Here is a 20,450-nt window from a genome sequence, read left to right as displayed (position 1 = left end):
GCGCCGCCTCGGCCGTCACCGTTCGCCGCGGCCGGGGGCCGGGGATGGCACAGTGGGTACCCGCCGGTAGGGCGCCGGGGCACGCAGAGTCGCGTAGTCGACACAGCACCCGACGTGCACGTGCATCTGCTCATGCAGGGGCATATGAACACAGCTATGATCCGAGGAAGTTGACACGTGCACCAAGCAACTCGGGGAGCTACCAGTGCATCATGCGCATCATGCGTACAACGGCATGGCGGCCACGGAACTGCGTGGTGTCGTGTGGCAGAAGAGCCGGCACAGCAACTCCCAGGGATCCTGCGTGGAGTTCGCCAAGCTGCCGGGCGGGAACGTGGCGGTGCGCAACTCCCGCCACCCCGACGGGCCCGCGCTCGTCTACACGCCCGCCGAGATCGAGGCGCTGCTGCTCGGGGTCAAGGACGGGGAGTTCGACCACCTCGTGTGAGACCCGCTCACGCGTGAAGAGGGCCCCGGCGTCACGCCGGGGCCCTCTTCACGTCAGGCGAGTCTCCCCGCGCCCTCCGCGCCCGTCGGCGGGGAGGCCGTGGGCGGGGGTCTACTCGGGACCCAGCCGGAACAGCGCCCAGACCACCTTGCCCTTGAGCGTCCCGGCCAACGGGTGCCAGCCCCATCCGTCGCTGAACGAGTCGACGAGGAACAGCCCGCGCCCCGACTCGGCGGCGCAGTCGGCGTCGACCTCGCGCGCCTCCGGGCTCTTGTCGCTGGGGTCACGCACCGCGCACATCAGTCGCGAGGTCCAGCGCATCAGGTGCAGCCGGACCGGCGGATTCAGGCCTTCCGTGTGGGGCGCGTCCGCCGGCAGCGCGTGGCGCAGGGCGTTGGTGACGAGCTCGGAGACGACCAGGGCGACATCGTCGAAGCGGTCGCCCAGTTCCCACTGGGAGAGCGTGGTCCGGGTGAACGTCCGGGCGCCGCGCACCGCGTCGTAACGGGGTGGCAGGGTGCAGGAGACCGAGGTGGAGACGGCGGCGGGGTCGATCGGCGGAAGCCCCTGCCGTAACGGCTCGAGCATGGTCGATCCATTCGTCCCCATGCGAGGCACTCCCGGAGATCGCGGCGAATCGCGGCTGTGGTGCGACGGCGTGGTGCTGGTGGTGCGACGACACGAGGTGGTACACGCGGCTGCGCGGGGTCCATGGTTCCGAAAGCGACCACCGGATGCAAGGGCAGATGCACGTGCACGCGGCGAAGCTGTCCCTCCCGTGCCGGATTCTGCGGAAATCTCCCGCCGCATCATTTCGCGCCTTTCCCCAACGGGCCCTGGACGCGGCCCCTTTCCGTAATCGAGTGTGTACGGGCCGAAGTGTTTAGTGGCAGAATCCGGGCCCGAGATCCCCGAACGGAAGGCTGGAGCCGTGACCGCAGGCGAATCGAGCGGGGCGAGCGGGAGTGTGGTGCGGCGCATCCTCCTCGGCTCGCAGCTGAGGCGACTGCGCGAATCGCGCGGAATCACCCGCGAGGCGGCCGGCTACTCGATCCGCGCGTCCGAATCCAAGATCAGCCGTATGGAGTTGGGAAGGGTGAGCTTCAAGGCCAGGGACGTCGAGGATCTGCTCACCCTCTACGGCGTCAGTGACGACATGGAGCGCGGCTCGCTCCTCGGCCTCGCCCGCGAGGCCAACGTGGCCGGGTGGTGGCACAGCTTCGGCGACGTCCTGCCCGGCTGGTTCCAGACGTACATCGGACTGGAGGGCGCAGCCTCCCTGATCCGCATCTACGAAGTGCAGTTCGTGCACGGCCTGTTGCAGACCGAGGCGTACGCGCACGCGGTCGTCAGCCGCGGCATGCCCGGCGCCTCGCACGCCGAGATCGAGCGCCGGGTCGCGCTGCGCCTGGAGCGCCAGAAGATCCTCGTCTCCGAGCGCGCGCCGCACTTCCACGCGGTTCTCGACGAGGCGGCCCTGCGCCGGCCGTACGGCGACCGCGCGGTCATGCGGGGGCAGTTGAGGCATCTCATCGAGATCTCGGAGCACCCCGGCGTCACGCTCCAGGTCATGCCCTTCAGCTTCGGCGGGCACGCCGGCGAGAGCGGCTCCTTCACGATGCTGAGCTTCCCCGAGTCGGACCTGTCCGACATCGTCTACCTGGAGCAGCTCACCAGCGCCCTCTACCTCGACAAGCGCGAGGAGGTCGGCCAGTACGCCCGGGTGATGGAGCGCCTGCAGAAGGACAGCCCCGATCCGGCCGAAAGCCGTGATCTCCTCCGAGGTCTCCTTCAACTCAGCTGATACGTCAGTACGATGACGTCACATCAGTTGACGTCAGTACTACGTCCGTATCCGCGGGTTAAGGGGTCTCGTTCCATGTCCTACTTCACCGACCTGGCCCATCAGTACATCGACGGCGAGTGGAAGCCGGGCAGCGGCTCGTGGGACATCATCGACTTCAACCCGTACACGGGGGAGAAGCTCGCCTCGATCACCGTCGCCACCGCCGACGAGGTCGACCAGGCCTACCGCGCCGCCGAGCGCGCCCAGACCGCGTGGGCCGAGACCAACCCCTACACCCGGCGGCTCGTCTTCGAGCGCGCGCTGCGGATCGTCGAGGACCGCGAGGAGGAGATCACCGAGACGATCGTGGCCGAGCTGGGCGGGACGCGGCTGAAGGCGGCCTTCGAGCTCCACCTCGCCAAGGAGTTCCTGCGCGAGGCGATCCAGCTGGCGCTGCGCCCCGAGGGCCGGATCCTGCCCTCGCCGGTGGACGGCAAGGAGAACCGCGTCTACCGCCTCCCGGTCGGTGTCGTCGGCGTCATCTCTCCCTTCAACTTCCCCTTCCTCCTCTCCCTGAAGTCGGTCGCGCCGGCCCTCGCGCTGGGCAACGCGGTCGTCCTCAAGCCGCACCAGAACACCCCGATCTGCGGCGGCACGCTGGTCGCCAAGGTCCTGGAGGACGCCGGTCTGCCCGCCGGCCTGCTGAACGTCGTCGTCACCGACATCGCCGAGATAGGCGACGCGCTGCTGACCCACCCGATACCGAAGGTCATCTCCTTCACCGGATCCGACCGCGTCGGCCGCCACGTCGCCACCGTCTGCGCGCAGAACTTCAAGCACGCCGTCCTCGAGCTCGGCGGCAACAGCGCCCTGATCGTCCTCGACGACGCCGACGTCGACTACGCCGTGGACGCGGCCGTCTTCAGCCGCTTCGTGCACCAGGGGCAGGTCTGCATGGCGGCCAACCGGATCCTGGTGGACCGCTCGCTGGAGGCGGAGTTCACCGAGAAGTTCGTCGCCAAGGTGCGGACGCTGCGCGTCGGCGACCCCGCCGACCCCGCCACCCACATCGGGCCGCTGATCAACTCGCAGCAGGCGGAAGCCGTCTCGGCGCTCGTCGAGCAGACGGTCGAGTCGGGCGCGACGGCGCTGCTGCACGGGACGGCGGACGGCAACGTCGTCTCCCCGACCGTCCTGACCGGCCTCGCGGCCGACGCGCCCGTCCTGAGCCAGGAGATCTTCGGCCCGGTGGCGCTGATCGTCCCCTTCGACGGCGAGGAGGAGGCGGTGCGGATCGCCAACGACACCCCCTACGGCCTGAGCGGGGCCGTCCACACCGGGGACGTCGAGCGCGGTGTGCGGGTCGCCAAGCGCATCCACACCGGCATGATCCACATCAACGACGGCACCGTGCACGACGAGCCGATCGTGCCGTTCGGCGGCGAGAAGCACTCCGGCATCGGGCGGCTGAACGGCGACTCGATGATCGACGCCTTCACCACTCAGAAGTGGATCTCGGTGCAGCACGGCCGGAGCCGGTTCCCCTTCTGAGGCCAGGGCGTCTCCCGCGGGTCGCGCGGGGCGCCTCCTCACGTGTCCTTCGGGGACATCCGGCATTGCGGACCGTAGGTGTCCGCAAGGGTCCGTAGCGTGGTGGGTGTCGGGAGGAGGGGGAGAGCCTCCCCGGCACCCACCGGCAGTTTCGTGCGTGTGAGCGCGGGTGTGAGAGCCCGCGCCGTGAAAGGCGGACATCATGGTTGCCCTTGTTCCCGCGGAGGCCCCCGGCGACGAGCGCGGAGCGTTCCTCAACTTCATCGAGGCGCAGCGCGCCGCCGTCCGGCGCGCGTCCCTCGGTCTCACCGAGGAGCAGGCGGCGAGCCGCCCCAGCGCGAGCGAACTGACCCTGTCCGGGCTGATCAAGCATGTCGCCGAGGTCGAGCTGAACTGGCTGCGGCTGGCGCAGGGGCGGCCCAACGAGAGGCAGCGGACCAAGGAGACCTGGGGCGAGGCGTTCGTCCTGGTGGGCGATGAGACCATTCCCCAGGTGCTGGCCTTCTGGGAGGCGGTGGCCAAGGAGACCGAGGAGTTCGTCCGCGAGGTGCCCAGCCTCGACGAGACCTTCGCGCTGCCGCCGGCCCCCTGGTTCCCGAAGGACGGGCGGGTGTCGGTCCGCTGGATGCTGCTGCACCTCGTCCAGGAGATCGGCCGGCACGCCGGGCACGCCGACATCATCCGGGAGTCCCTCGACGGCCAGGACTCCTTCTCGCTCATCGCGCGGGAGCAGGAAGCCTGAGGCACGGCCACCGGGGCCGCGGACCGGTCGCCCCGCTACGCTCGTCAAAATTGACGAGTGGAGGTGGTGGGGATGTCGGCGATCCGGCTCCTGGTCCTCGGCGCGGTCCGCCAGCACGGGCGCGCCCACGGCTACCAGGTCCGCAACGACCTGGAGTTCTGGGGCGCGCACGAGTGGTCGAGCGCCAAGCCCGGCTCGATCTACCACGCGCTCAAGCAGATGGCCAAGCAGGGCCTGCTGCGTGCGTACGAGATCGCGCCGAGCACGGCCGGCGGGCCGCCGCGGACCGAGTACGAGGTGACCGAGAAGGGCGTGGAGGAGTACTTCGCGCTGCTGCGCGAGGCGCTGACCACCTACGACCAGAAGATGGACGTGCTGTCGGCCGGCATCGGCTTCATCGTCGACCTTCCCCGGGCGGAGGTCGTGGAACTGCTGCGCCGACGGGTGGCGGCGCTGGACGAGTGGCGCAGCGCCGTCACCGAGTACTACACCCCCGAGGGCGGCCCCGAGCAGCTCGGGCACATCGGCGAGATCATGCACCTCTGGGTGCACTCGGCCGACGCGGGCAAGGAGTGGACGCTCGGCCTGATCGAGCGCATCGAGGCGGGGGCCTACTCCTTCGCCGGTGAGGGCGGTGAGCCCTTCGTGGGGGTTCTCGCGGAGGGCCAGGAGAACCCCTACGCGACGGGCGACGGGGAAGACGCAGGCTAATCAAGTTTGACTAACGAGGGTCGACCGGCTTACCGTCGATTGAGTGGTCAAATTTGACTACTAGCTGTTCCGGCTGGAGGAGACTGATGACCGACGCGATCGTCGTCGAAGGCGCACGGAAACGGTACGGAGACAAGCAGGCCCTCGACGGCCTCGACCTGGTGGTCGGCGGCGGCACGGTGCACGGGCTGCTGGGGCCCAACGGAGCGGGCAAGACGACGACGGTACGGATGCTGGCCACCCTGCTGCGGCACGACGAGGGGCGGGTGCGGGTGGCCGGCTTCGACGTCCGTACGCAGGCGGACCAGGTGCGCCGCAGGATCGGCCTCCTCGGCCAGCACGCCGCCGTGGACGAGGAGCTCGGCGGCCGGCAGAACCTGGAGATGTTCGGGCGGCTCCACCACCTCGGCGCCCGGCGCGCGGGAGCCCGGGCGGACGAGCTGCTGGAGCGGTTCGGGCTCGCGGACACCGGCCGCAAGGCGGTGAAGCGGTATAGCGGTGGCATGCGCAGGCGTCTCGACCTCGCCGCCTCCCTGATCACCGAACCGGACGTGCTCTTCCTCGACGAGCCCACGACCGGCCTCGATCCGCGCGGCCGGGGCGAGGTGTGGGAGTCCGTACGCTCCCTCGTCGGCGGAGGGACGACGGTCCTGCTGACCACGCAGTACCTGGAGGAGGCCGACCAGCTCGCCGACCGCATCTCGGTCGTGGACCGGGGCCGGGTCGTCGCCGACGGCACCGCCGACGAACTGAAGGCGAGGGTCGGGGGCGACCGGATCGACGTCGTCCTGCGGGACGCGGGCCGGCTCGCCGAGGCGGCCCGGCTGCTGCCCGCCGCCGAGGTGGCGGTCGACACCGACCTGCGGCGGATCAGCGCGCCCGTGACGGACCGGATGGGCGCCCTGTCCGAGACCGTCCGCGCCCTGGAGGCGGCCGGGATCGAGGCGGAGGACATCGCCCTGCGGCGGCCGACGCTCGACGAGGTCTTCCTGCACCTGACGGACGCGCCCGGACAGGCCCCGAGCGAGAAGGAGATGGCCGCATGAGCGCCGCGTACGTGATGAGCGACTGCTGGACCATGACCCGGCGCGAGCTGGCCCACTGGGCCCGGCAGCCGGTCCAGGTGGTCGTCGGACTCGTCTTCCCGATCATGATGCTGCTGATGTTCGGCTATCTCGTCGGCGGCGGCCGGGGCGTCGAGGGGGATTACGTCGACTTCCTCGTGCCCGGCATGCTCACGCTGACCATGGTCTTCGGCCTCGAAGGCACGATGACCGCCGTCACCCAGGACCTGAACAAGGGCGTGATCGACCGGTTCCGCTCGATGCCGATGGCCGACGGGGCGGTCCTGGTCGGCCGGTCGTCCGCCGACATGCTCCAGTCGGCGGCCGGACTGCTGCTGATGATCGGCGTCGGATACGCCCTCGGCTGGCGGGCGACGGGAGGCGCCGCGGCCTTCCTCGGGGCGGTGGGACTGCTGCTCCTGCTGCGCTTCGCGATGCTCTGGATCGGGATCCACCTCGCTCTGGTCGCGGGCCGCGCGGAGCTGGTCCAGACCGTACAGATCCTGGTCTGGCCGATCGGCTTCCTCTCCAACGCCTTCGCCCTGCCCGGCAGCATGCCCGGCTGGCTGGGCACGGCCGTGGAGTGGAACCCGATGTCCGCCACCGCGACGGCGGTACGTGACCTCTTCGGGAACCCGGGCGGGGAGCCGGGGCACGTGATGGCGGCCGTGGTGTGGCCGCTGGCCCTCCTCGTGGTCTTCTTCCCCCTGGCGGTCCGCAGGTTCAGGCGACTGAGCTCCTGAGGGAGGCGCCGCGGGCCGGGGCGGGGCGCCCCCGCCCCGGCCCGCGGCGCCCCTCGCCGTCAGTGGTGGAAGGCGGTGGCGGCCGCCTTGTCGTGGGTCGACGGGGCCGACTGGCGGCGTAGTTCGGGAAGCAGCTGGCCCAGGTCCTCGATCAGCAGATCCGCGAGATCGGCCGAGAAGCCGTTGCGGCAGACGACGCGCAGCACGGAGAGGTCCTCCCGGTTGGCCGGGAAGGTGTAGGCGGGGACGAGCCAGCCGCGTTCGCGCAGCCGCCGCGAGACGTCGAAGACGTCGAAGTTCGTGACGTCCTGCGCGGTGGTGAAGGCGAAGACGGGCAGCTGGTCGCCGCGAGTGATCAGACGGAAGTCGCCCATGGCGTCGATCCGTTCGGCGATGCCGCGGGCGACGTCCCGGGCGGTCTGCTGGACCGCCCGGTAGCCCTCCCGGCCCAGCCGCAGGAAGGTGTAGTACTGCGCCACGACCTGGGCTCCGGGCCGGGAGAAGTTGAGGGCGAACGTCGGCATGTCACCGCCCAGGTAGTTGACCCGGAAGACCAGCTCCTCGGGGAGCTCGGCGGGTGACCGCCACAGGGCCCAGCCCACGCCCGGGTAGACCAGCCCGTACTTGTGACCCGAGGTGTTGATGGAGGAGACGCGCGGCAGCCGGAAGTCCCAGACCAGGTCCTCGTCCACGAACGGGGCGACCATCGCGCCGGAGGCCCCGTCCACGTGCACCGGGATGTCGAGGCCGGTGCGCTCCTGGAGGGCGTCGAGGGCGGCGCAGACCTCGGCGACGGGCTCGTAGGAGCCGTCGAAGGTCGAACCGAGCACGGCCACCACGCCGATGGTGTTCTCGTCGCAGAGGTCGGCCGCCGCCTGCGGGTCCAGATGGAAGCGCTCGCCCTCCATGGGCACGAGCCGGGCCTCGACCTCCCAGAAGTTGCAGAACTTCTCCCAGCAGACCTGGACGTTGACCCCCATCACCAGGTTCGGCCGCGCGCCGCCCGGGTACCGGTCGGTGTTCCGCTGCGCCCAGCGGCGCTTGAGGGCCATGCCGGCCAGCATGCACGCCTCGCTGGAGCCGGTGGTGGAGCACCCGACGGCGACCGAGGGGTCCGGGGCGTTCCAGAGGTCGGCGAGCATCGCCACGCACCGCCGCTCCAGCTCGGCGGTGCGCGGGTACTCGTCCTTGTCGATCATGTTCTTGTCGCGGCACTCGGCCATCAGGACGCGGGCCTGGGGCTCCATCCAGGTGGTGACGAACGTGGCGAGGTTGAGCCGTGAGTTGCCGTCGAGCATCAGCTCGTCGTGGACGAGCTGATAGGCGCTCATGGGCGGCAGCGGCCCGTCGGGCAGGCGGTGGCGCGGGGGTGCCTCCGCCATCCCGCCGACGGGGTCGGCCGCGCCGAAGAACGGGTTGAGGGCGAGGGGCCGGTCGGGCTCGGGGTCGTCGGGACCCTTGTGCAGCGGCATGGGGGACTCCTTCCGGGCGGGTCGTCTCAGCGCAGGGAGGCGCCGGACGGCTCCAGTTCGAGCTGGGGGCGGCCGGTGACGACCAGCCAGGCGGGCAGCGAGGCGAGACAGAGCAGGGCGATGATCGAGGTCGAGGAGGCGAGGACGGCGGCGACGAAGAGGCTCACCCAGCCCTGCCGGGTCGTCGCGAGGAGGATGCCGAGCACGCCCGCGGAGACGGCGACGGCCGGCGGGATCTCCGGGACGAGGGCCTGGGCCATCAGGCCGAACGCGACGCCGATGAAGACGGCGGGGAAGATCCGGCCGCCGCGGAACCCGCAGGAGGCGGCGATGACCAGGGCGACCAGCTTGACCGCGGCCAACTTCGCCAGGTCGCCGGAGGACCAGCCGCCGACGTTCGAGGTGAGCTGCTTGACCTCCTCCAGTCCCTTGAAGAGGGTGAGCGGTCCCCCGAGGGCGCCGAGCAGACCGAGGACGAGGCCCCCCAGCGGCAGCATCACCATGGGGTGGCGCAGCCGGCCGAAGGCGCGGTGGACATGGGGGAAGGCGTAGCAGCCGAGGAGGCCGAAGAGCGCCGCCAGGGTGGCGATCACCAGCGCGGCGAGGAGGTCGCCCCACCCCGGGTGGGTCACCGGCGGCAGCGATGTCTCGAAGCTCGGATGGTCGACCAGCCTGGTGGTCAGCGCCCCGGCCCCGGCGGCCGTCAGCGGAGCGAACAGCCGGTCCCACAGCGAGCCCTGTCCCGGACGCTGCACCAGGGCCTCGGAGATGACCAGGGCGGCGGCCACGGGCGTGCCGAACAGGGCGCCGATGGTGGCGGAGGAGGCGAGCGCCACCCAGGCCGCCGCCGGCGCCTGGGGGGCGACCTTGCGGCCGAGCCAGTAGGCGAGCGCGATGTTGGCGGCGATGATCGGGTTCTCCGGGCCGAGGCTGACCCCGCCTGCCAGCGCGAGCATGCTCGCCGCCAGCAGTCCGGGCACCACCCCGGGCGGGAGCGGTGAGCCGCCGAGCCCCATGGAGGCCGGATCGGGGCCGGCGTGCCCGTACACCTTCCAGACCACGAGCCCGACGGCGATGCCGGTCGCGGTGAGCATCACGATCATCCACAGCGAGGAGTACCCGCCGATGCCGAGGGCGTCCGGCAGGGTCGTCCACAGCACGTCCCGGAGCCGGTCGGCGGCCTTGCTGATCCCGACGTAGAGCAGGCTCGCCCCCACGCCGATCACGAGGGCGGGCGGGATCTGGGGGAGCAGGACGTGGACGGGTGTGGGCGGTGCGGGCGGAGCTGAAGGCGTATCAGTAGCCACGGACCTCACCATAGGTGCACAAAAGCGGCATAAGGCGCCTCGGTTCGGCGACGCGCGTCCCACCGCCGACGCAATGCGCTTGCCGGATGCGTCTCCGGAGGGTGTCGCCGCCTCCGGCTCCGCTGTCGAGGGGGCCTCAGCTCCGGGGGGCGATCACCGCCGCCGTGCCGTAGGCGCAGACCTCCGTGCCCACGTCGGCCGCCTCCGACACGTCGAACCGGAACATCAGCACCGCGTTCGCGCCCCGCGCCTGCGCCTGCTCCACCAGCCGTTGCATCGCCTGGTTGCGGGTCTCCACCAGGGTCTTCGTCAGCCCCTTCAGCTCCCCGCCGATCATCGACTTCAGGCCCGCGCCGATCTGGCTGCCCAGGTGCCGTGAGCGCACGGTCAGCCCGAAGACCTCCCCGATCACCTGCCGCACCTCGTAGCCGGGCACGTCGTTGGTCGTGACGACCAGCACGTCCGACTGCGGCCCCTGGCCGCCTCCGTAGTCCTCGATGCCCATCCGCATCCACCTCCTGCTGCCGGTCGGGTCGTCCCCCCAGCCTCGGGCCGGCCGGCCACGGCCGCATCCCGGAGCGGTCCGGGAGAGGGCACTGGAACCCGGAGCGCGGAGAAAGCGTTGATACTTTGGGGCAGCCGTCCCCCCTTGCCCCACCGACCGCAGGAGCCCGGAACCCGTGAATACGCTTGCCCTCGGACCGAGCTGGCTGGACCCGGACTATCTGATCCAGACCTTCGGTCTGATCGGTGTCCTGGTCATCGTCTTCGCCGAGTCCGGCCTGCTCATCGGGTTCTTCCTGCCCGGCGACTCGCTGCTCTTCACCACCGGCCTGCTGGTCACCACCGGCAAGCTCGACCAGCCCCTGTGGCTCGTCTGCACGCTGATCGTGGCCGCGGCGATCATCGGCGACCAGGTCGGCTACCTCTTCGGCCGGAAGGTCGGCCCGGCCCTCTTCAAGCGCCCCGACTCCAAGCTCTTCAAGCAGGAGAACGTCGAGAAGGCGCACGAGTTCTTCGAGAAGCACGGACCGAAGTCGCTGATCCTCGCCCGCTTCGTGCCGATCGTCCGGACGTTCACGCCGATCATCGCCGGTGTGAGCCGGATGAACTACCGCTCGTTCATCACCTTCAACATCATCGGCGGCGTCCTGTGGGGCGCGGGCGTGACGCTGCTCGGCGCCTCGCTCGGCAAGGTCGAGTTCGTGCACAAGAACATCGAGGCGATCCTGATCCTGATCGTCGCGATCTCCGTGGTCCCGATCGTGATCGAGTACCTCCGCGCCCGCTCCCAGTCCAAGAAGGCCGCCCGCACCCAGGGCGCCCCCGACGACGCCCCCGAGGCCCCGGAGCGCGGCCGCCACGCCAAGCGGTGAAGCCCCGCCCGCAGTGACCACGGCCCGGCCCCCGCCTTCCGGCGGGGGCCGGGCCGTTTCCTCCCACGTCCTGGGACACGCCCTAGAAGCCTCGGGTCCGCTTCGCCGCGCGGCGCGCCGCCGCCGCGGCCGGAGCCTGCATGAAGAGCCGCGCCAGCTCCCCGCCCAGGTTCACCCCGATCGCGATCGCCAGGGACAGCGCCGCCGCCTTCGCCAAGGAAGCGAACCCCTGGTCCAGATTGTTCTGGGCGATCGCGAGGACACCGAAGTAGGTCGCCGAACCGGGCAGCAGCGGCCCGATCGCCGCCGTCACGTACGGCAGCGAGGACGTGTGCTGGTACCGCGCGATCAGCTGCCCGAACAGACCCACCAGGCCCGCCGCCACCGCCGTCGCCATCACCGTCGACCCGTCCGCCGTCACCGCGATCGACGCGTAGATCACCCACGCCACCCCGCCGTTCAGCGTCGCGAACAGCACCGTGTCCCGCGACTGCTGCAACAGGATCGCGAACGTCGCGCACAGCACCATCGACGCCAGGATCTGCACCACCGGCCGCTCGACCGGGTTCAGCACCCCCTCCGGGTTCAGCTGGGCGCCGAACTGCACGGCCACGTACAGCACCGACAGCACGCCCACCACGATCGCCACGAAGAAGTACCCGACCTCCAGCAGCCGGGCCGAGGCCGTGATGTAGAAGCCGGTCAGACCGTCCTGGACCGCCGCCACCAGCGCCCGCCCGGGGATCAGCGCGAACAGCCCACCGGTGATCACCGCCGACGGCAGCAGATCCGCGTGCAGCAGCGTCAGCAGCACACCCATCGCCGCCGGCGGCATCGCCGCCACCAGGAACTGGTAGAACTCCGGCAGCCCGCGCCCCGCGCACAGCCACGCCAGCCGGTCGCCGAGCACCGCGCCCAGCGCCGCCACGAAGAAGACCGTCGCCCCGCCGCCGAGCAGCAGCGACGCCGCGCCCGCCAGCACACCGGCCGCCGCCGTCAGCACCCAGCCGGGATACGGATGCCGGTTACGGCGGATCTCCGCCAGCCTCCGGTACGCCTCCTCCGGCGTGACCTCGTGTGCCTCCGCGTTGATGTCCGCGAGCAGCTGGTAGACCGCCGCCAGCCGCGTGTAGTCGGTTCCCCGCCGCCGTACCGTCCGGTTCGCCGTGATCGGATCGTCCACCAGTGACGGCTGGTACGTGATCGAGAGAAGCGTGAACGTGACCGTCGGCTCGCACCGGTCCAGGCCGTACGAACGGCAGATCGCGAACATGGCCGCCTCGACGTCCTCGGCGCCCTCGCCACCCGCCAGGAGCAGCTCCCCGATACGCAGCGTCAGGTCGAGCACACGCCCTACCGACGGCCCGGTCTCGTCCTCCTTGCGCGCCGCCTCCGGCACCGGCCGCTCCCCGACCGGCAGCCGCAGCATGGTCCGCATCCGGTCCTGCCACGGCGCGTCCTTCGACAGCCTCACCAGCGGGATGCCGTGCGCGGGGGTGAAGACCGGAGGCGAGTGCTTCGCGGAGTACGTCGACGGCGGCGCGAACGCCGACCCCTCCTGCTCGGCCGGCGGCTCGGGCGCCAGCCCGTCGGGAAGGGCGAACTCGGAGGTCGGATGCTCCTCCTCCGGCGGCACGGGCTGCTCGACCCCGGCCGGCGGGGTGAAGGCGCTCCGTGCCTCGTCCGACTGCGGCTTGCGGTCCTCCGGCCCGTCTGGCTCCGCCACCACTCTGCTGGTCCTCATTCCCATTCGCCCCGTGTGCCCAGTATGGACATGGGCATACGGCGTGACGCGAGACGGGCGGCGCACCCGAAGGTGCACCGCCCGTCACGACGTGGACGCGGACCCACTCAGTGGGCGCCGCCCTGCGCCTCCAGGCGCTTGTAGGAGGCCTCGATCTCGGCCTCCGCCTCGGCGCGGCCGACCCAGTCGGCGCCCTCGACCGACTTGCCCGGCTCCAGGTCCTTGTAGACCTCGAAGAAGTGCTGGATCTCCAGGCGGTCGAACTCCGACACGTGGTGGATGTCGCGCAGGTGCTCGACGCGCGGGTCCGAAGCGGGGACGCACAGCAGCTTGTCGTCGCCGCCGGCCTCGTCCGTCATGCGGAACATGCCGATGGCGCGGCACTTGATCAGACAGCCGGGGAAGGTCGGCTCGTCCAGGATGACCAGCGCGTCCAGCGGGTCGCCGTCCTCGCCGAGGGTGTTCTCGACGAAGCCGTAGTCGGCCGGGTAGCTGGTCGAGGTGAAGAGGCGACGGTCCAGGCGGATGCGACCGGTCTCGTGGTCGACCTCGTACTTGTTCCGCGACCCCTTCGGGATCTCGATGGTGACGTCGAACTCCACGGGTGGCTCCTCCTGAATCAACACATGTGAATGCCTGCGGCAACGCGCAGTGATTAAGTGTCCCTCACGCCTGTGTGTGATCGCGAAAGGGGCTGGTCAGCAATGCCGGAGCCGAGGACGTGGCAGCTCACGGCGTGCTCTGCGGTACTCGGTCTGGCGCTGGCCGCCGGAGCGGTGGCCACCGCCGGCCCGTGGGACACCGGTCAGCGTAAGGCCGAGCGGGCCCGGGCAGCCGCCACCTCCGCCAACGGTGGCGCACATCACGCACCCCCGCCCCTCGCCGCCGCCCCGCCGCGCCCGGCACCGGCCCCCAGCGCCGCCGGAGTGCTGCGCGCCCTCGGCGCCCCCGTCGCCACCCGTCCGGGGGACCTCGCGGCCGTCCTCGTCCCTCTTCTCGCGGACCCCGGCCTCGGCCCGCTGCGCAGCGCGTCGGTCGTCGACACCGCCACCGGCAGGCAGCTGTACGGCGAAGGCGCCACCACCCCCATGACCCCCGCCTCCACCGTCAAGATCGCCACCACCGTCGCGGCGCTCTCCGCCCTCGGCCCCGACCACCGCATCCCCACCACCGTCGTCGCCACCGCCGACGCCCGGACCGTCACCCTCACCGGCGGCGGCGACCCCACCCTCGACCGCGCCCGCCTCACGGCCCTCGCCGACGAGACCGTCCGCGCCCTGAAGAGCCGCGGAGCCACCTCCGTACGGCTGGCCTACGACACGAGCCTGTACCGCGGACCCGTCCGCCACCCCATCGGCCGCAACGACAACATCGCCCCCGTCAGCCCCCTCATGCTCGACGCCGGGCGCCTGGACGCCTCGGCCTACGGACCCGCCCCCCGCAGCGACGACCCGGCCCAGGACACCGCACGCGCCTTCCGTGACCTCCTCACCGGCGCCGGGATCACCGTCCGGGGCGAGCCCGCCCCCGGCCGCGCCCCGAAGACCGCGGGCCCGCCGGCCGCCGACCCCACCCCCGGCCCGAAGGCCACCGGCCCCCGCCCGACCGCCTCCGCCACCAGCGACCCCAAGGCCACCGCCCCCCGCGCCGCCGTCATCGCCCGCACGCACTCCGCGCCCTTGGGCGACCTCGTCGAACGCACCCTGACCCACAGCGACAACGACCTCGCCGAGGCACTCGCCCGCCAGACCGCCCTCGCCCGCGAGCAGCCCGCCGGATTCGACGGTGCCGGCAGGGCCGTCCGGGCGGAACTCGCCGCCCTCGGCCTCCCCGTCGCGGGAACCCACTTCGCCGACGGCAGCGGCCTCTCCCGCGCCGACCGGGTCTCCGCCGCCCTCCTCACCGGCCTCCTCACCCGCGCGGCCGACCCCGCCCGCCCCGAGCTGCGCCCCGTCCTCACCGGCCTGCCCGTCGGCGGCTTCAGCGGCACCCTCGAGAACCGCTTCGGCACCGGACCCGCCGCCACCGGCGCCGGCCTCGTCCGCGCCAAGACCGGCACCCTGACGGGCGTCAACGCCCTCGCCGGAACCGTCGTCACCGCCGACGGCCGCCTCCTCGCCTTCGCGTTCCTGGCCGGCCGGACGACCTCCCCCACCACCGCCCAGTCCGCCCTCGACCGCCTCTCCGCCGCCCTCACCCCCTGACGGCGGCGTCTCACCGATCGCGTACCGAACCCACCCCGATCACGCGCCGAGAACGTACGGTTGACGCATGACGAGCATCGGTGGTGCCGAGATGGTCGACTGGAATCTCGCGGTGGCGACCGCGACCCGCCTGGTCAAACCAGGCCCCGAGGTGAGCCGTGAGGAGGCCCGCGACGTCGTCGCGGAGCTGCGCCGGCACGCCAAGGCGTCCGAGGAGCACGTGCGCGCCTTCACCCGGATGATCCCCGAAGGCCACGAACCACGGGACACCCCCGTCCTCGTGGTGGACCGCGCCGGCTGGATCAAGGCCAACGTCGCCGGCTTCCGCGAACTCCTCGCCCCCCTCCTCGACAAGATGCGGGAACGCCGCTCCACCACCCCCGGCGGAGCCGTCCTCGGCGCCGTCGGCGGCAAGGTCACGGGCGTCGAGCTCGGCATGCTGCTCTCCTTCCTCGCCTCCCGCATCCTCGGCCAGTACGAGACCTTCGCCCCCGCCACCCGCGACCTCCCCGCGGGAGAGGAGGGCGGCGGACGCCTCCTCCTCGTCGCCCCCAACATCGTCCACGTCGAACGCGAACTCGGCGTCGACCCCCACGACTTCCGCCTCTGGGTCTGCCTCCACGAAGAGACCCACCGCACCCAGTTCACCGCCGTCCCCTGGCTCCGCGACCACCTCCAGGGCGAGATCCAGTCATTTCTCGGCGCCACCGAGGTCGATCCCTCCACCGTCGTCGAGCGACTCCGCGAAGCCGCCCAGGCCCTCGCCGGCGGCCGCCCCGAGGGTGAGGAGGGCGAACCCGGCCCTTCCCTCGTCGAACTCGTCCAGACCCCCGAGCAGCGCGAGATCCTCGGCCGCCTCACCGCCGTCATGTCCCTCCTCGAAGGCCACGCCGACTACGTCATGGACGGCGTCGGACCCCAGGTCGTGCCCTCCGTCGCCGAGATCCGCGAGAAGTTCCAGCAACGCCGTGCCCGCGGCGCCTCCCGCCTCGACCTCGCCCTGCGCAAGCTGCTCGGCCTCGACGCCAAGCTCCGCCAGTACCGCGACGGGGAGCGCTTCGTCCGCGCCGTCGTCGACGAGGTCGGCATGGACGGCTTCAACCGCGTCTGGACCTCCCCCAACACCCTCCCGACCAAGGCCGAGATCGCCGCACCGGCCGAATGGGTGGCGAGGGTGCACCGTAGGGCAGACTCGTGAGACGGGTGCGACGCACGACGGAAGAACACCGCCCCAATCACCCATCCGAGGGACCCTAGGCAAGGGGTGGGGCGTGCAATGCTCGGGTAACGGCCGGGTTCTGTCACCATCGACGCACTCTGAGTGACCGAACCCCCTCTTCCGACCGTTAAGACTCCGACCGAGGCACCCCACTCCTTCACGAAGGGCACCGGACATGGGTCCCCATCCTGCGGTCGCGGCGATACGCCTGGCGGTCCGCCGCGTACTCCACGACGTCCTCACCGAACACCGCACCCGCACCACCGGACGCGACGACGAGCCACCCCTCGTCCTCGTCGCCTGCTCCGGGGGCGCCGACTCCATGGCGCTCGCCTCCGCGCTCGCCTTCGAGTCCCGCAAACTCGCCGTCCGCGCCGGCGGCATCACCGTCGACCACGGCCTGCAGGACGGCTCCGACCTCCGCGCCACCGAGGTCGCCGGCCGCATGGCCGCGCTCGGACTCGACCCCGTCGAAGCCGTCGCCGTCACCGTCGGCCGTGCCTCCATGGTGGGCGCTCACGGCGCCTCCTACGCCGGCGGCGAGCGCCGCGTCGGCCCCGAGGCCGCCGCCCGCGACGCCCGGTACGCCGCGCTCGACGCCGCCGCCGAGCGACACGGCGCCGCCGCCGTCCTCCTCGGCCACACCCGCGACGACCAGGCGGAAACCGTCCTCCTCGGACTCGCCCGAGGCTCCGGCATCCGCTCCCTGTCCGGCATGGCCGCCGTCTCCGGCGCCGCCCGGCGCTACCGCCGGCCCTTCCTGGAACTCGACCGCCAGACCGTCCGCAAGGCCTGCGTCGCCCAGGAACTCGCCGTCTGGGACGACCCCCACAACGCCGACCCGGCCTACACCCGCTCCCGCCTGCGCCACGAAGGACTCCCCGCCCTGGAGAAGGCCCTCGGCAAGGGCGTCGTCGAAGCCCTCGCCCGAACGGCCCAGCTCTCCCGCGACGACGCCGACGCCCTTGACTCCTGGGCCGCCGACGCCGAAGCCTCCGTACGCGACGAGACCGGGCGCCTCGAATGCGCCAAGCTCTTCGGCCTGCCCCCGGCCGTCCGCCGCCGCATCCTCCGCCGCGCCGTCATCGCGGAGGGCGCCCCCGCCGGCTCCCTCTTCGCCCGCCACATCGAGGAAGTCGACCGGCTGATCACCGGCTGGCGCGGCCAGGGCGCCATCAATCTGCCCGGCCGCGTCGAGGCACGACGCCAGGGTGGCAGACTGGTCATTCGGCAAGGCTGACGCAAGCTGCAACGAAAGTGACCCGGGTGAACGAGAAGGACATGGGCACCGACCTCCAGTCGGTGCTCATCACCAAGGAAGAGATCGACGCGAAGCTGGCCGAGCTGGCCGCGAAGATCGACGCGGAGTACGCGGGCAAGGACCTGCTCCTGGTCGGAGTCCTCAAGGGCGCCGTGATGGTGATGGCGGACCTGGCGCGCGCGCTGTCCACCCCCGTCACCATGGACTGGATGGCCGTCTCCTCCTACGGCGCCGGCACCCAGTCCTCCGGCGTCGTCCGGATCCTCAAGGACCTCGACACGGACATCAAGGGCAAGCACGTCCTGATCGTCGAGGACATCATCGACTCCGGACTCACGCTGTCCTGGCTGCTCTCGAACCTCGGCTCGCGCGAGCCCGCCTCCCTCGAGGTCTGCACCCTGCTGCGCAAGCCCGACGCCGCCAAGGTCGCGATCGACGTGAAGTGGATCGGCTTCGACATCCCCAACGAGTTCGTCGTCGGCTACGGCCTCGACTACGCCGAGAAGTACCGCAACCTCCCCTTCGTCGGCACCCTCGCGCCACACGTGTACGGAGGCTGACCCAGGGGAACCCGCGCCGCCCTCCCTCCGTTGAAGCAAGGGAAGGCGGCCGCGGGTGACAATGCTGGGGTACCGTCCGAAGAACAGCTTTTTCTCATAGCAGCATTTACCTACGGGCAGGAGGGACGGAGCGTTCTCGCTCCGTATGGATGGACGTGAAGCGATACTTCCGTGGGCCGGTCATGTGGATCGTGCTGGCCGTCCTCGCCGTGGTCGTGCTGATGCAGGTCGTCGGCTCGTCCGAGGGCTACAAGACGGTGGACACCAGCAAGGTCGTCCAGGCGATCAATGACAAGCAGGCCGACCAGGTCAAGCTGACGACCGGCGACGAGCAGGTCATCAAGGTCGAGCTCAAGAAGGGCGCCGACAAGGACAAGTACGGCGGCAGCACCAAGATCCAGGCCAGCTACATCGGTGACCAGGGCGCCAACCTGACCACCACGCTCCAGGACCAGGCCGCCTCCGGCGCCCTGGACAAGGGCTACACCGTCTCCCCGGAGCGGCAGAGCCCGTTCCTGTCGGTGCTGCTCTCGCTGCTCCCCTTCGTCCTCATCGTCGTCGTCTTCCTGTTCCTGATGAACCAGATGCAGGGCGGCGGCTCCCGAGTCATGAACTTCGGGAAGTCCAAGGCCAAGCTGATCACCAAGGACACCCCGAAGACGACCTTCGCCGACGTGGCGGGGTCCGACGAGGCCGTCGAGGAACTGCACGAGATCAAGGAATTCCTCCAGGAGCCGGCGAAGTTCCAGGCCGTCGGCGCCAAGATCCCCAAGGGTGTGCTGCTCTACGGCCCGCCCGGCACCGGCAAGACGCTGCTCGCGCGCGCCGTCGCCGGCGAGGCCGGCGTGCCGTTCTACTCGATCTCCGGCTCCGACTTCGTCGAGATGTTCGTCGGTGTCGGCGCCTCCCGGGTCCGCGACCTCTTCGAGCAGGCCAAGGCGAACGCCCCGGCCATCGTCTTCGTCGACGAGATCGACGCCGTCGGCCGACACCGCGGCGCCGGCCTCGGCGGCGGCCACGACGAGCGCGAGCAGACCCTCAACCAGCTCCTCGTCGAGATGGACGGCTTCGACGTGAAGGGCGGCGTCATCCTGATCGCCGCCACCAACCGGCCCGACATCCTCGACCCGGCGCTGCTGCGCCCCGGCCGCTTCGACCGGCAGATCGCCGTCGACCGCCCGGACATGCAGGGCCGTCTGGAGATCCTCAAGGTCCACCAGAAGGGCAAGCCGGTCGCCCCGGACGTCGACCTGGGCGCGGTCGCACGCCGCACCCCCGGCTTCACCGGCGCCGATCTCTCCAACGTCCTCAACGAGGCGGCGCTCCTCACCGCCCGCAGCGACAAGAAGCTGATCGACAACCACTCGCTGGACGAGGCGATCGACCGCGTGGTCGCGGGCCCGCAGAAGCGGACCCGCATCATGTCGGACAAGGAGAAGAAGATCACCGCGTACCACGAGGGCGGACACGCCCTGGTCGCGGCGGCCTCACCGAACTCCGACCCGGTCCACAAGATCACCATCCTCTCCCGCGGCCGTGCCCTGGGCTACACGATGGTGCTCCCGGACGAGGACAAGTACTCCACCACCCGCAACGAGATGCTCGACCAGCTGGCGTACATGCTGGGCGGGCGCGCGGCGGAGGAGCTCGTCTTCCACGACCCGACCACGGGCGCGGCGAACGACATCGAGAAGGCCACGGCCACCGCTCGCGCGATGGTCACGCAGTACGGCATGACCGAGCGGCTCGGCGCGATCAAGTTCGGTGGCGACAACACCGAGCCCTTCCTCGGCCGCGAGATGGCGCACCAGCGCGACTACTCCGAAGAGGTCGCCGCGCTGGTCGACGAAGAGGTCAAGAAGCTCATCGAGACCGCGCACAACGAGGCTTGGGAGATCCTGGTCGAGAACCGCGACGTGCTCGACAACCTGGTCCTGGCGCTCCTCGAGAAGGAGACGCTGAACAAGGAGCAGATCGCCGAGATCTTCGCCGGCATCGTGAAGCGCCCGGCCCGCCCCGCGTGGACCGGCTCCTCGCGGCGCACGCCCTCGACCCGTCCGCCGGTCCTCTCCCCCAAGGAGCTGGCCCTGACGAACGGCGCGAACGGCACCAACGGCGCCACCCCGGTGGACACCGCCAAGACGCCGACGCCCGGCATCGAGGTCGCCCCGGAGGAGACGCCGGAGCCCTGACCTCGGTGACCCGGAATGGAAGCCGCGCCCCCACAGGTTCTAGCCTGTGGGGGCGCGGCTCATTTTCGCG

19 protein-coding genes are annotated in these 20,450 nt (G+C 71.1%); 13 read left to right on the top strand and 6 right to left on the bottom strand.

Annotated elements, in window-relative coordinates; genetic code table 11:
• Positions 1-235: 235 nt before the first annotated feature.
• Positions 236-448, top strand: a complete 213-nt coding sequence (locus tag AB0K65_RS00375) for a DUF397 domain-containing protein (RefSeq protein ID WP_030219358.1) — start codon at positions 236-238, stop codon at positions 446-448.
• Between the two features lie 111 nt (positions 449-559).
• On the opposite strand, the gene AB0K65_RS00370 is transcribed toward AB0K65_RS00375, so the two are convergent.
• Positions 560-1,057, bottom strand: coding sequence for an ATP-binding protein (locus AB0K65_RS00370; protein WP_365712716.1), 498 nt, complete (start codon positions 1,055-1,057; stop codon positions 560-562).
• A 322-nt stretch (positions 1,058-1,379) separates the two neighbouring features.
• Here AB0K65_RS00370 and AB0K65_RS00365 point away from each other — a divergent pair, with 322 nt between their 5' ends.
• The 6 genes from AB0K65_RS00365 to AB0K65_RS00340 all read left to right on the top strand — a co-directional run bounded on the left by AB0K65_RS00365 (position 1,380) and on the right by AB0K65_RS00340 (position 7,045).
• Entirely contained in the window at positions 1,380-2,252 is an 873-nt protein-coding gene (locus AB0K65_RS00365; RefSeq protein WP_365712714.1) for a helix-turn-helix transcriptional regulator, read from the top strand.
• A gap of 75 nt (positions 2,253-2,327) precedes the next feature.
• Positions 2,328-3,785, top strand: coding sequence for an aldehyde dehydrogenase family protein (locus AB0K65_RS00360; RefSeq protein ID WP_365712712.1), 1,458 nt, complete (start codon positions 2,328-2,330; stop codon positions 3,783-3,785).
• A 202-nt stretch (positions 3,786-3,987) separates the two neighbouring features.
• Positions 3,988-4,527, top strand: coding sequence for a DinB family protein (locus AB0K65_RS00355; protein ID WP_365712710.1), 540 nt, complete (start codon positions 3,988-3,990; stop codon positions 4,525-4,527).
• A 72-nt stretch (positions 4,528-4,599) separates the two neighbouring features.
• On the top strand, positions 4,600-5,238 hold the full coding sequence (locus AB0K65_RS00350; RefSeq protein WP_365712708.1) for a PadR family transcriptional regulator: 639 nt from the start codon (positions 4,600-4,602) through the stop codon (positions 5,236-5,238).
• Positions 5,239-5,324: 86 nt separating this feature from the next.
• Positions 5,325-6,284, top strand: coding sequence for an ATP-binding cassette domain-containing protein (locus AB0K65_RS00345; protein ID WP_365712706.1), 960 nt, complete (start codon positions 5,325-5,327; stop codon positions 6,282-6,284).
• Positions 6,281-7,045 carry an ABC transporter permease gene (locus AB0K65_RS00340; RefSeq protein ID WP_365712704.1) on the top strand — a complete coding sequence of 255 codons (765 nt, stop codon included), beginning with the start codon at positions 6,281-6,283 and terminating at the stop codon, positions 7,043-7,045. The genes AB0K65_RS00345 and AB0K65_RS00340 overlap by 4 nt, the downstream gene beginning before the upstream one ends.
• Positions 7,046-7,104: 59 nt before the next feature.
• On the opposite strand, the gene AB0K65_RS00335 is transcribed toward AB0K65_RS00340, so the two are convergent.
• The 3 genes from AB0K65_RS00335 to AB0K65_RS00325 form a co-directional block, all read right to left on the bottom strand.
• Positions 7,105-8,517: a glutamate decarboxylase gene (locus tag AB0K65_RS00335; protein WP_365712702.1), complete on the bottom strand. Its 1,413-nt coding sequence runs from the start codon at positions 8,515-8,517 to the stop codon at positions 7,105-7,107.
• 26 nt (positions 8,518-8,543) lie between these two features.
• Entirely contained in the window at positions 8,544-9,824 is a 1,281-nt protein-coding gene (locus AB0K65_RS00330) for an ion channel protein (protein ID WP_365712700.1), read from the bottom strand.
• 136 nt (positions 9,825-9,960) lie between these two features.
• On the bottom strand, positions 9,961-10,329 hold the full coding sequence (locus AB0K65_RS00325) for a YbjQ family protein (protein WP_365712698.1): 369 nt from the start codon (positions 10,327-10,329) through the stop codon (positions 9,961-9,963).
• 175 nt (positions 10,330-10,504) lie between these two features.
• On the opposite strand from AB0K65_RS00325, the gene AB0K65_RS00320 reads away from it, so the two are divergent.
• Positions 10,505-11,200, top strand: coding sequence for a VTT domain-containing protein (locus tag AB0K65_RS00320; RefSeq protein ID WP_365712696.1), 696 nt, complete (start codon positions 10,505-10,507; stop codon positions 11,198-11,200).
• 82 nt (positions 11,201-11,282) lie between these two features.
• On the opposite strand, the gene AB0K65_RS00315 is transcribed toward AB0K65_RS00320, so the two are convergent.
• Positions 11,283-12,929 (bottom strand): threonine/serine exporter family protein, encoded by a 1,647-nt coding sequence (locus AB0K65_RS00315; RefSeq protein WP_365713600.1) that lies wholly within the window; start codon positions 12,927-12,929, stop codon positions 11,283-11,285.
• A 122-nt stretch (positions 12,930-13,051) separates the two neighbouring features.
• Positions 13,052-13,546 (bottom strand): inorganic diphosphatase, encoded by a 495-nt coding sequence (locus tag AB0K65_RS00310; RefSeq protein WP_003968257.1) that lies wholly within the window; start codon positions 13,544-13,546, stop codon positions 13,052-13,054.
• A 102-nt stretch (positions 13,547-13,648) separates the two neighbouring features.
• Here AB0K65_RS00310 and dacB point away from each other — a divergent pair, with 102 nt between their 5' ends.
• From dacB to ftsH, 5 genes are all read left to right on the top strand, one after another.
• The gene (dacB, locus tag AB0K65_RS00305) at positions 13,649-15,148 is read left to right on the top strand and encodes a D-alanyl-D-alanine carboxypeptidase/D-alanyl-D-alanine-endopeptidase (protein WP_365712694.1); all 1,500 of its coding nucleotides are present in this window, start codon (positions 13,649-13,651) and stop codon (positions 15,146-15,148) included.
• Between the two features lie 67 nt (positions 15,149-15,215).
• Positions 15,216-16,346: a zinc-dependent metalloprotease gene (locus AB0K65_RS00300; protein WP_365712692.1), complete on the top strand. Its 1,131-nt coding sequence runs from the start codon at positions 15,216-15,218 to the stop codon at positions 16,344-16,346.
• A gap of 196 nt (positions 16,347-16,542) precedes the next feature.
• Positions 16,543-17,607, top strand: coding sequence for a tRNA lysidine(34) synthetase TilS (gene tilS, locus AB0K65_RS00295; RefSeq protein WP_365712690.1), 1,065 nt, complete (start codon positions 16,543-16,545; stop codon positions 17,605-17,607).
• A 41-nt stretch (positions 17,608-17,648) separates the two neighbouring features.
• Entirely contained in the window at positions 17,649-18,188 is a 540-nt protein-coding gene (hpt, locus tag AB0K65_RS00290) for a hypoxanthine phosphoribosyltransferase (protein WP_362015860.1), read from the top strand.
• A gap of 149 nt (positions 18,189-18,337) precedes the next feature.
• Complete coding sequence (ftsH, locus tag AB0K65_RS00285) at positions 18,338-20,380, top strand: ATP-dependent zinc metalloprotease FtsH (protein ID WP_365712688.1); 2,043 nt, start codon at positions 18,338-18,340, stop codon at positions 20,378-20,380.
• Positions 20,381-20,450 lie beyond the last annotated feature (70 nt).

The organism is Streptomyces sp. NPDC053755 (genome assembly GCF_040677675.1).
In the GTDB taxonomy this organism is placed as follows: Bacteria; Actinomycetota; Actinomycetes; order Streptomycetales; family Streptomycetaceae; genus Streptomyces.
Note: the sequence above shows the minus strand (reverse complement) of the source record. Positions and strands in the feature narration are given on the sequence as shown.

Excerpts from the sequence above, each read along its gene's own strand:
- AB0K65_RS00375 (WP_030219358.1), top strand. The coding sequence starts at position 236 with ATGGCGGCCACGGAACTGCGTGGTGTCGTGTGGCAGAAGAGCCGGCAC.
- AB0K65_RS00370 (WP_365712716.1), bottom strand. The coding sequence starts at position 1,057 with ATGGGGACGAATGGATCGACCATGCTCGAGCCGTTACGGCAGGGGCTT.
- AB0K65_RS00360 (WP_365712712.1), top strand. The coding sequence starts at position 2,328 with ATGTCCTACTTCACCGACCTGGCCCATCAGTACATCGACGGCGAGTGG.
- AB0K65_RS00355 (WP_365712710.1), top strand. The coding sequence starts at position 3,988 with ATGGTTGCCCTTGTTCCCGCGGAGGCCCCCGGCGACGAGCGCGGAGCG.
- AB0K65_RS00350 (WP_365712708.1), top strand. The coding sequence starts at position 4,600 with ATGTCGGCGATCCGGCTCCTGGTCCTCGGCGCGGTCCGCCAGCACGGG.
- AB0K65_RS00345 (WP_365712706.1), top strand. The coding sequence starts at position 5,325 with ATGACCGACGCGATCGTCGTCGAAGGCGCACGGAAACGGTACGGAGAC.
- AB0K65_RS00340 (WP_365712704.1), top strand. The coding sequence starts at position 6,281 with ATGAGCGCCGCGTACGTGATGAGCGACTGCTGGACCATGACCCGGCGC.
- AB0K65_RS00335 (WP_365712702.1), bottom strand. The coding sequence starts at position 8,517 with ATGCCGCTGCACAAGGGTCCCGACGACCCCGAGCCCGACCGGCCCCTC.
- AB0K65_RS00325 (WP_365712698.1), bottom strand. The coding sequence starts at position 10,329 with ATGGGCATCGAGGACTACGGAGGCGGCCAGGGGCCGCAGTCGGACGTG.
- dacB (WP_365712694.1), top strand. The coding sequence starts at position 13,649 with ATGCCGGAGCCGAGGACGTGGCAGCTCACGGCGTGCTCTGCGGTACTC.
- AB0K65_RS00300 (WP_365712692.1), top strand. The coding sequence starts at position 15,216 with ATGACGAGCATCGGTGGTGCCGAGATGGTCGACTGGAATCTCGCGGTG.
- tilS (WP_365712690.1), top strand. The coding sequence starts at position 16,543 with ATGGGTCCCCATCCTGCGGTCGCGGCGATACGCCTGGCGGTCCGCCGC.
- hpt (WP_362015860.1), top strand. The coding sequence starts at position 17,649 with ATGGGCACCGACCTCCAGTCGGTGCTCATCACCAAGGAAGAGATCGAC.
- ftsH (WP_365712688.1), top strand. The coding sequence starts at position 18,338 with ATGGACGTGAAGCGATACTTCCGTGGGCCGGTCATGTGGATCGTGCTG.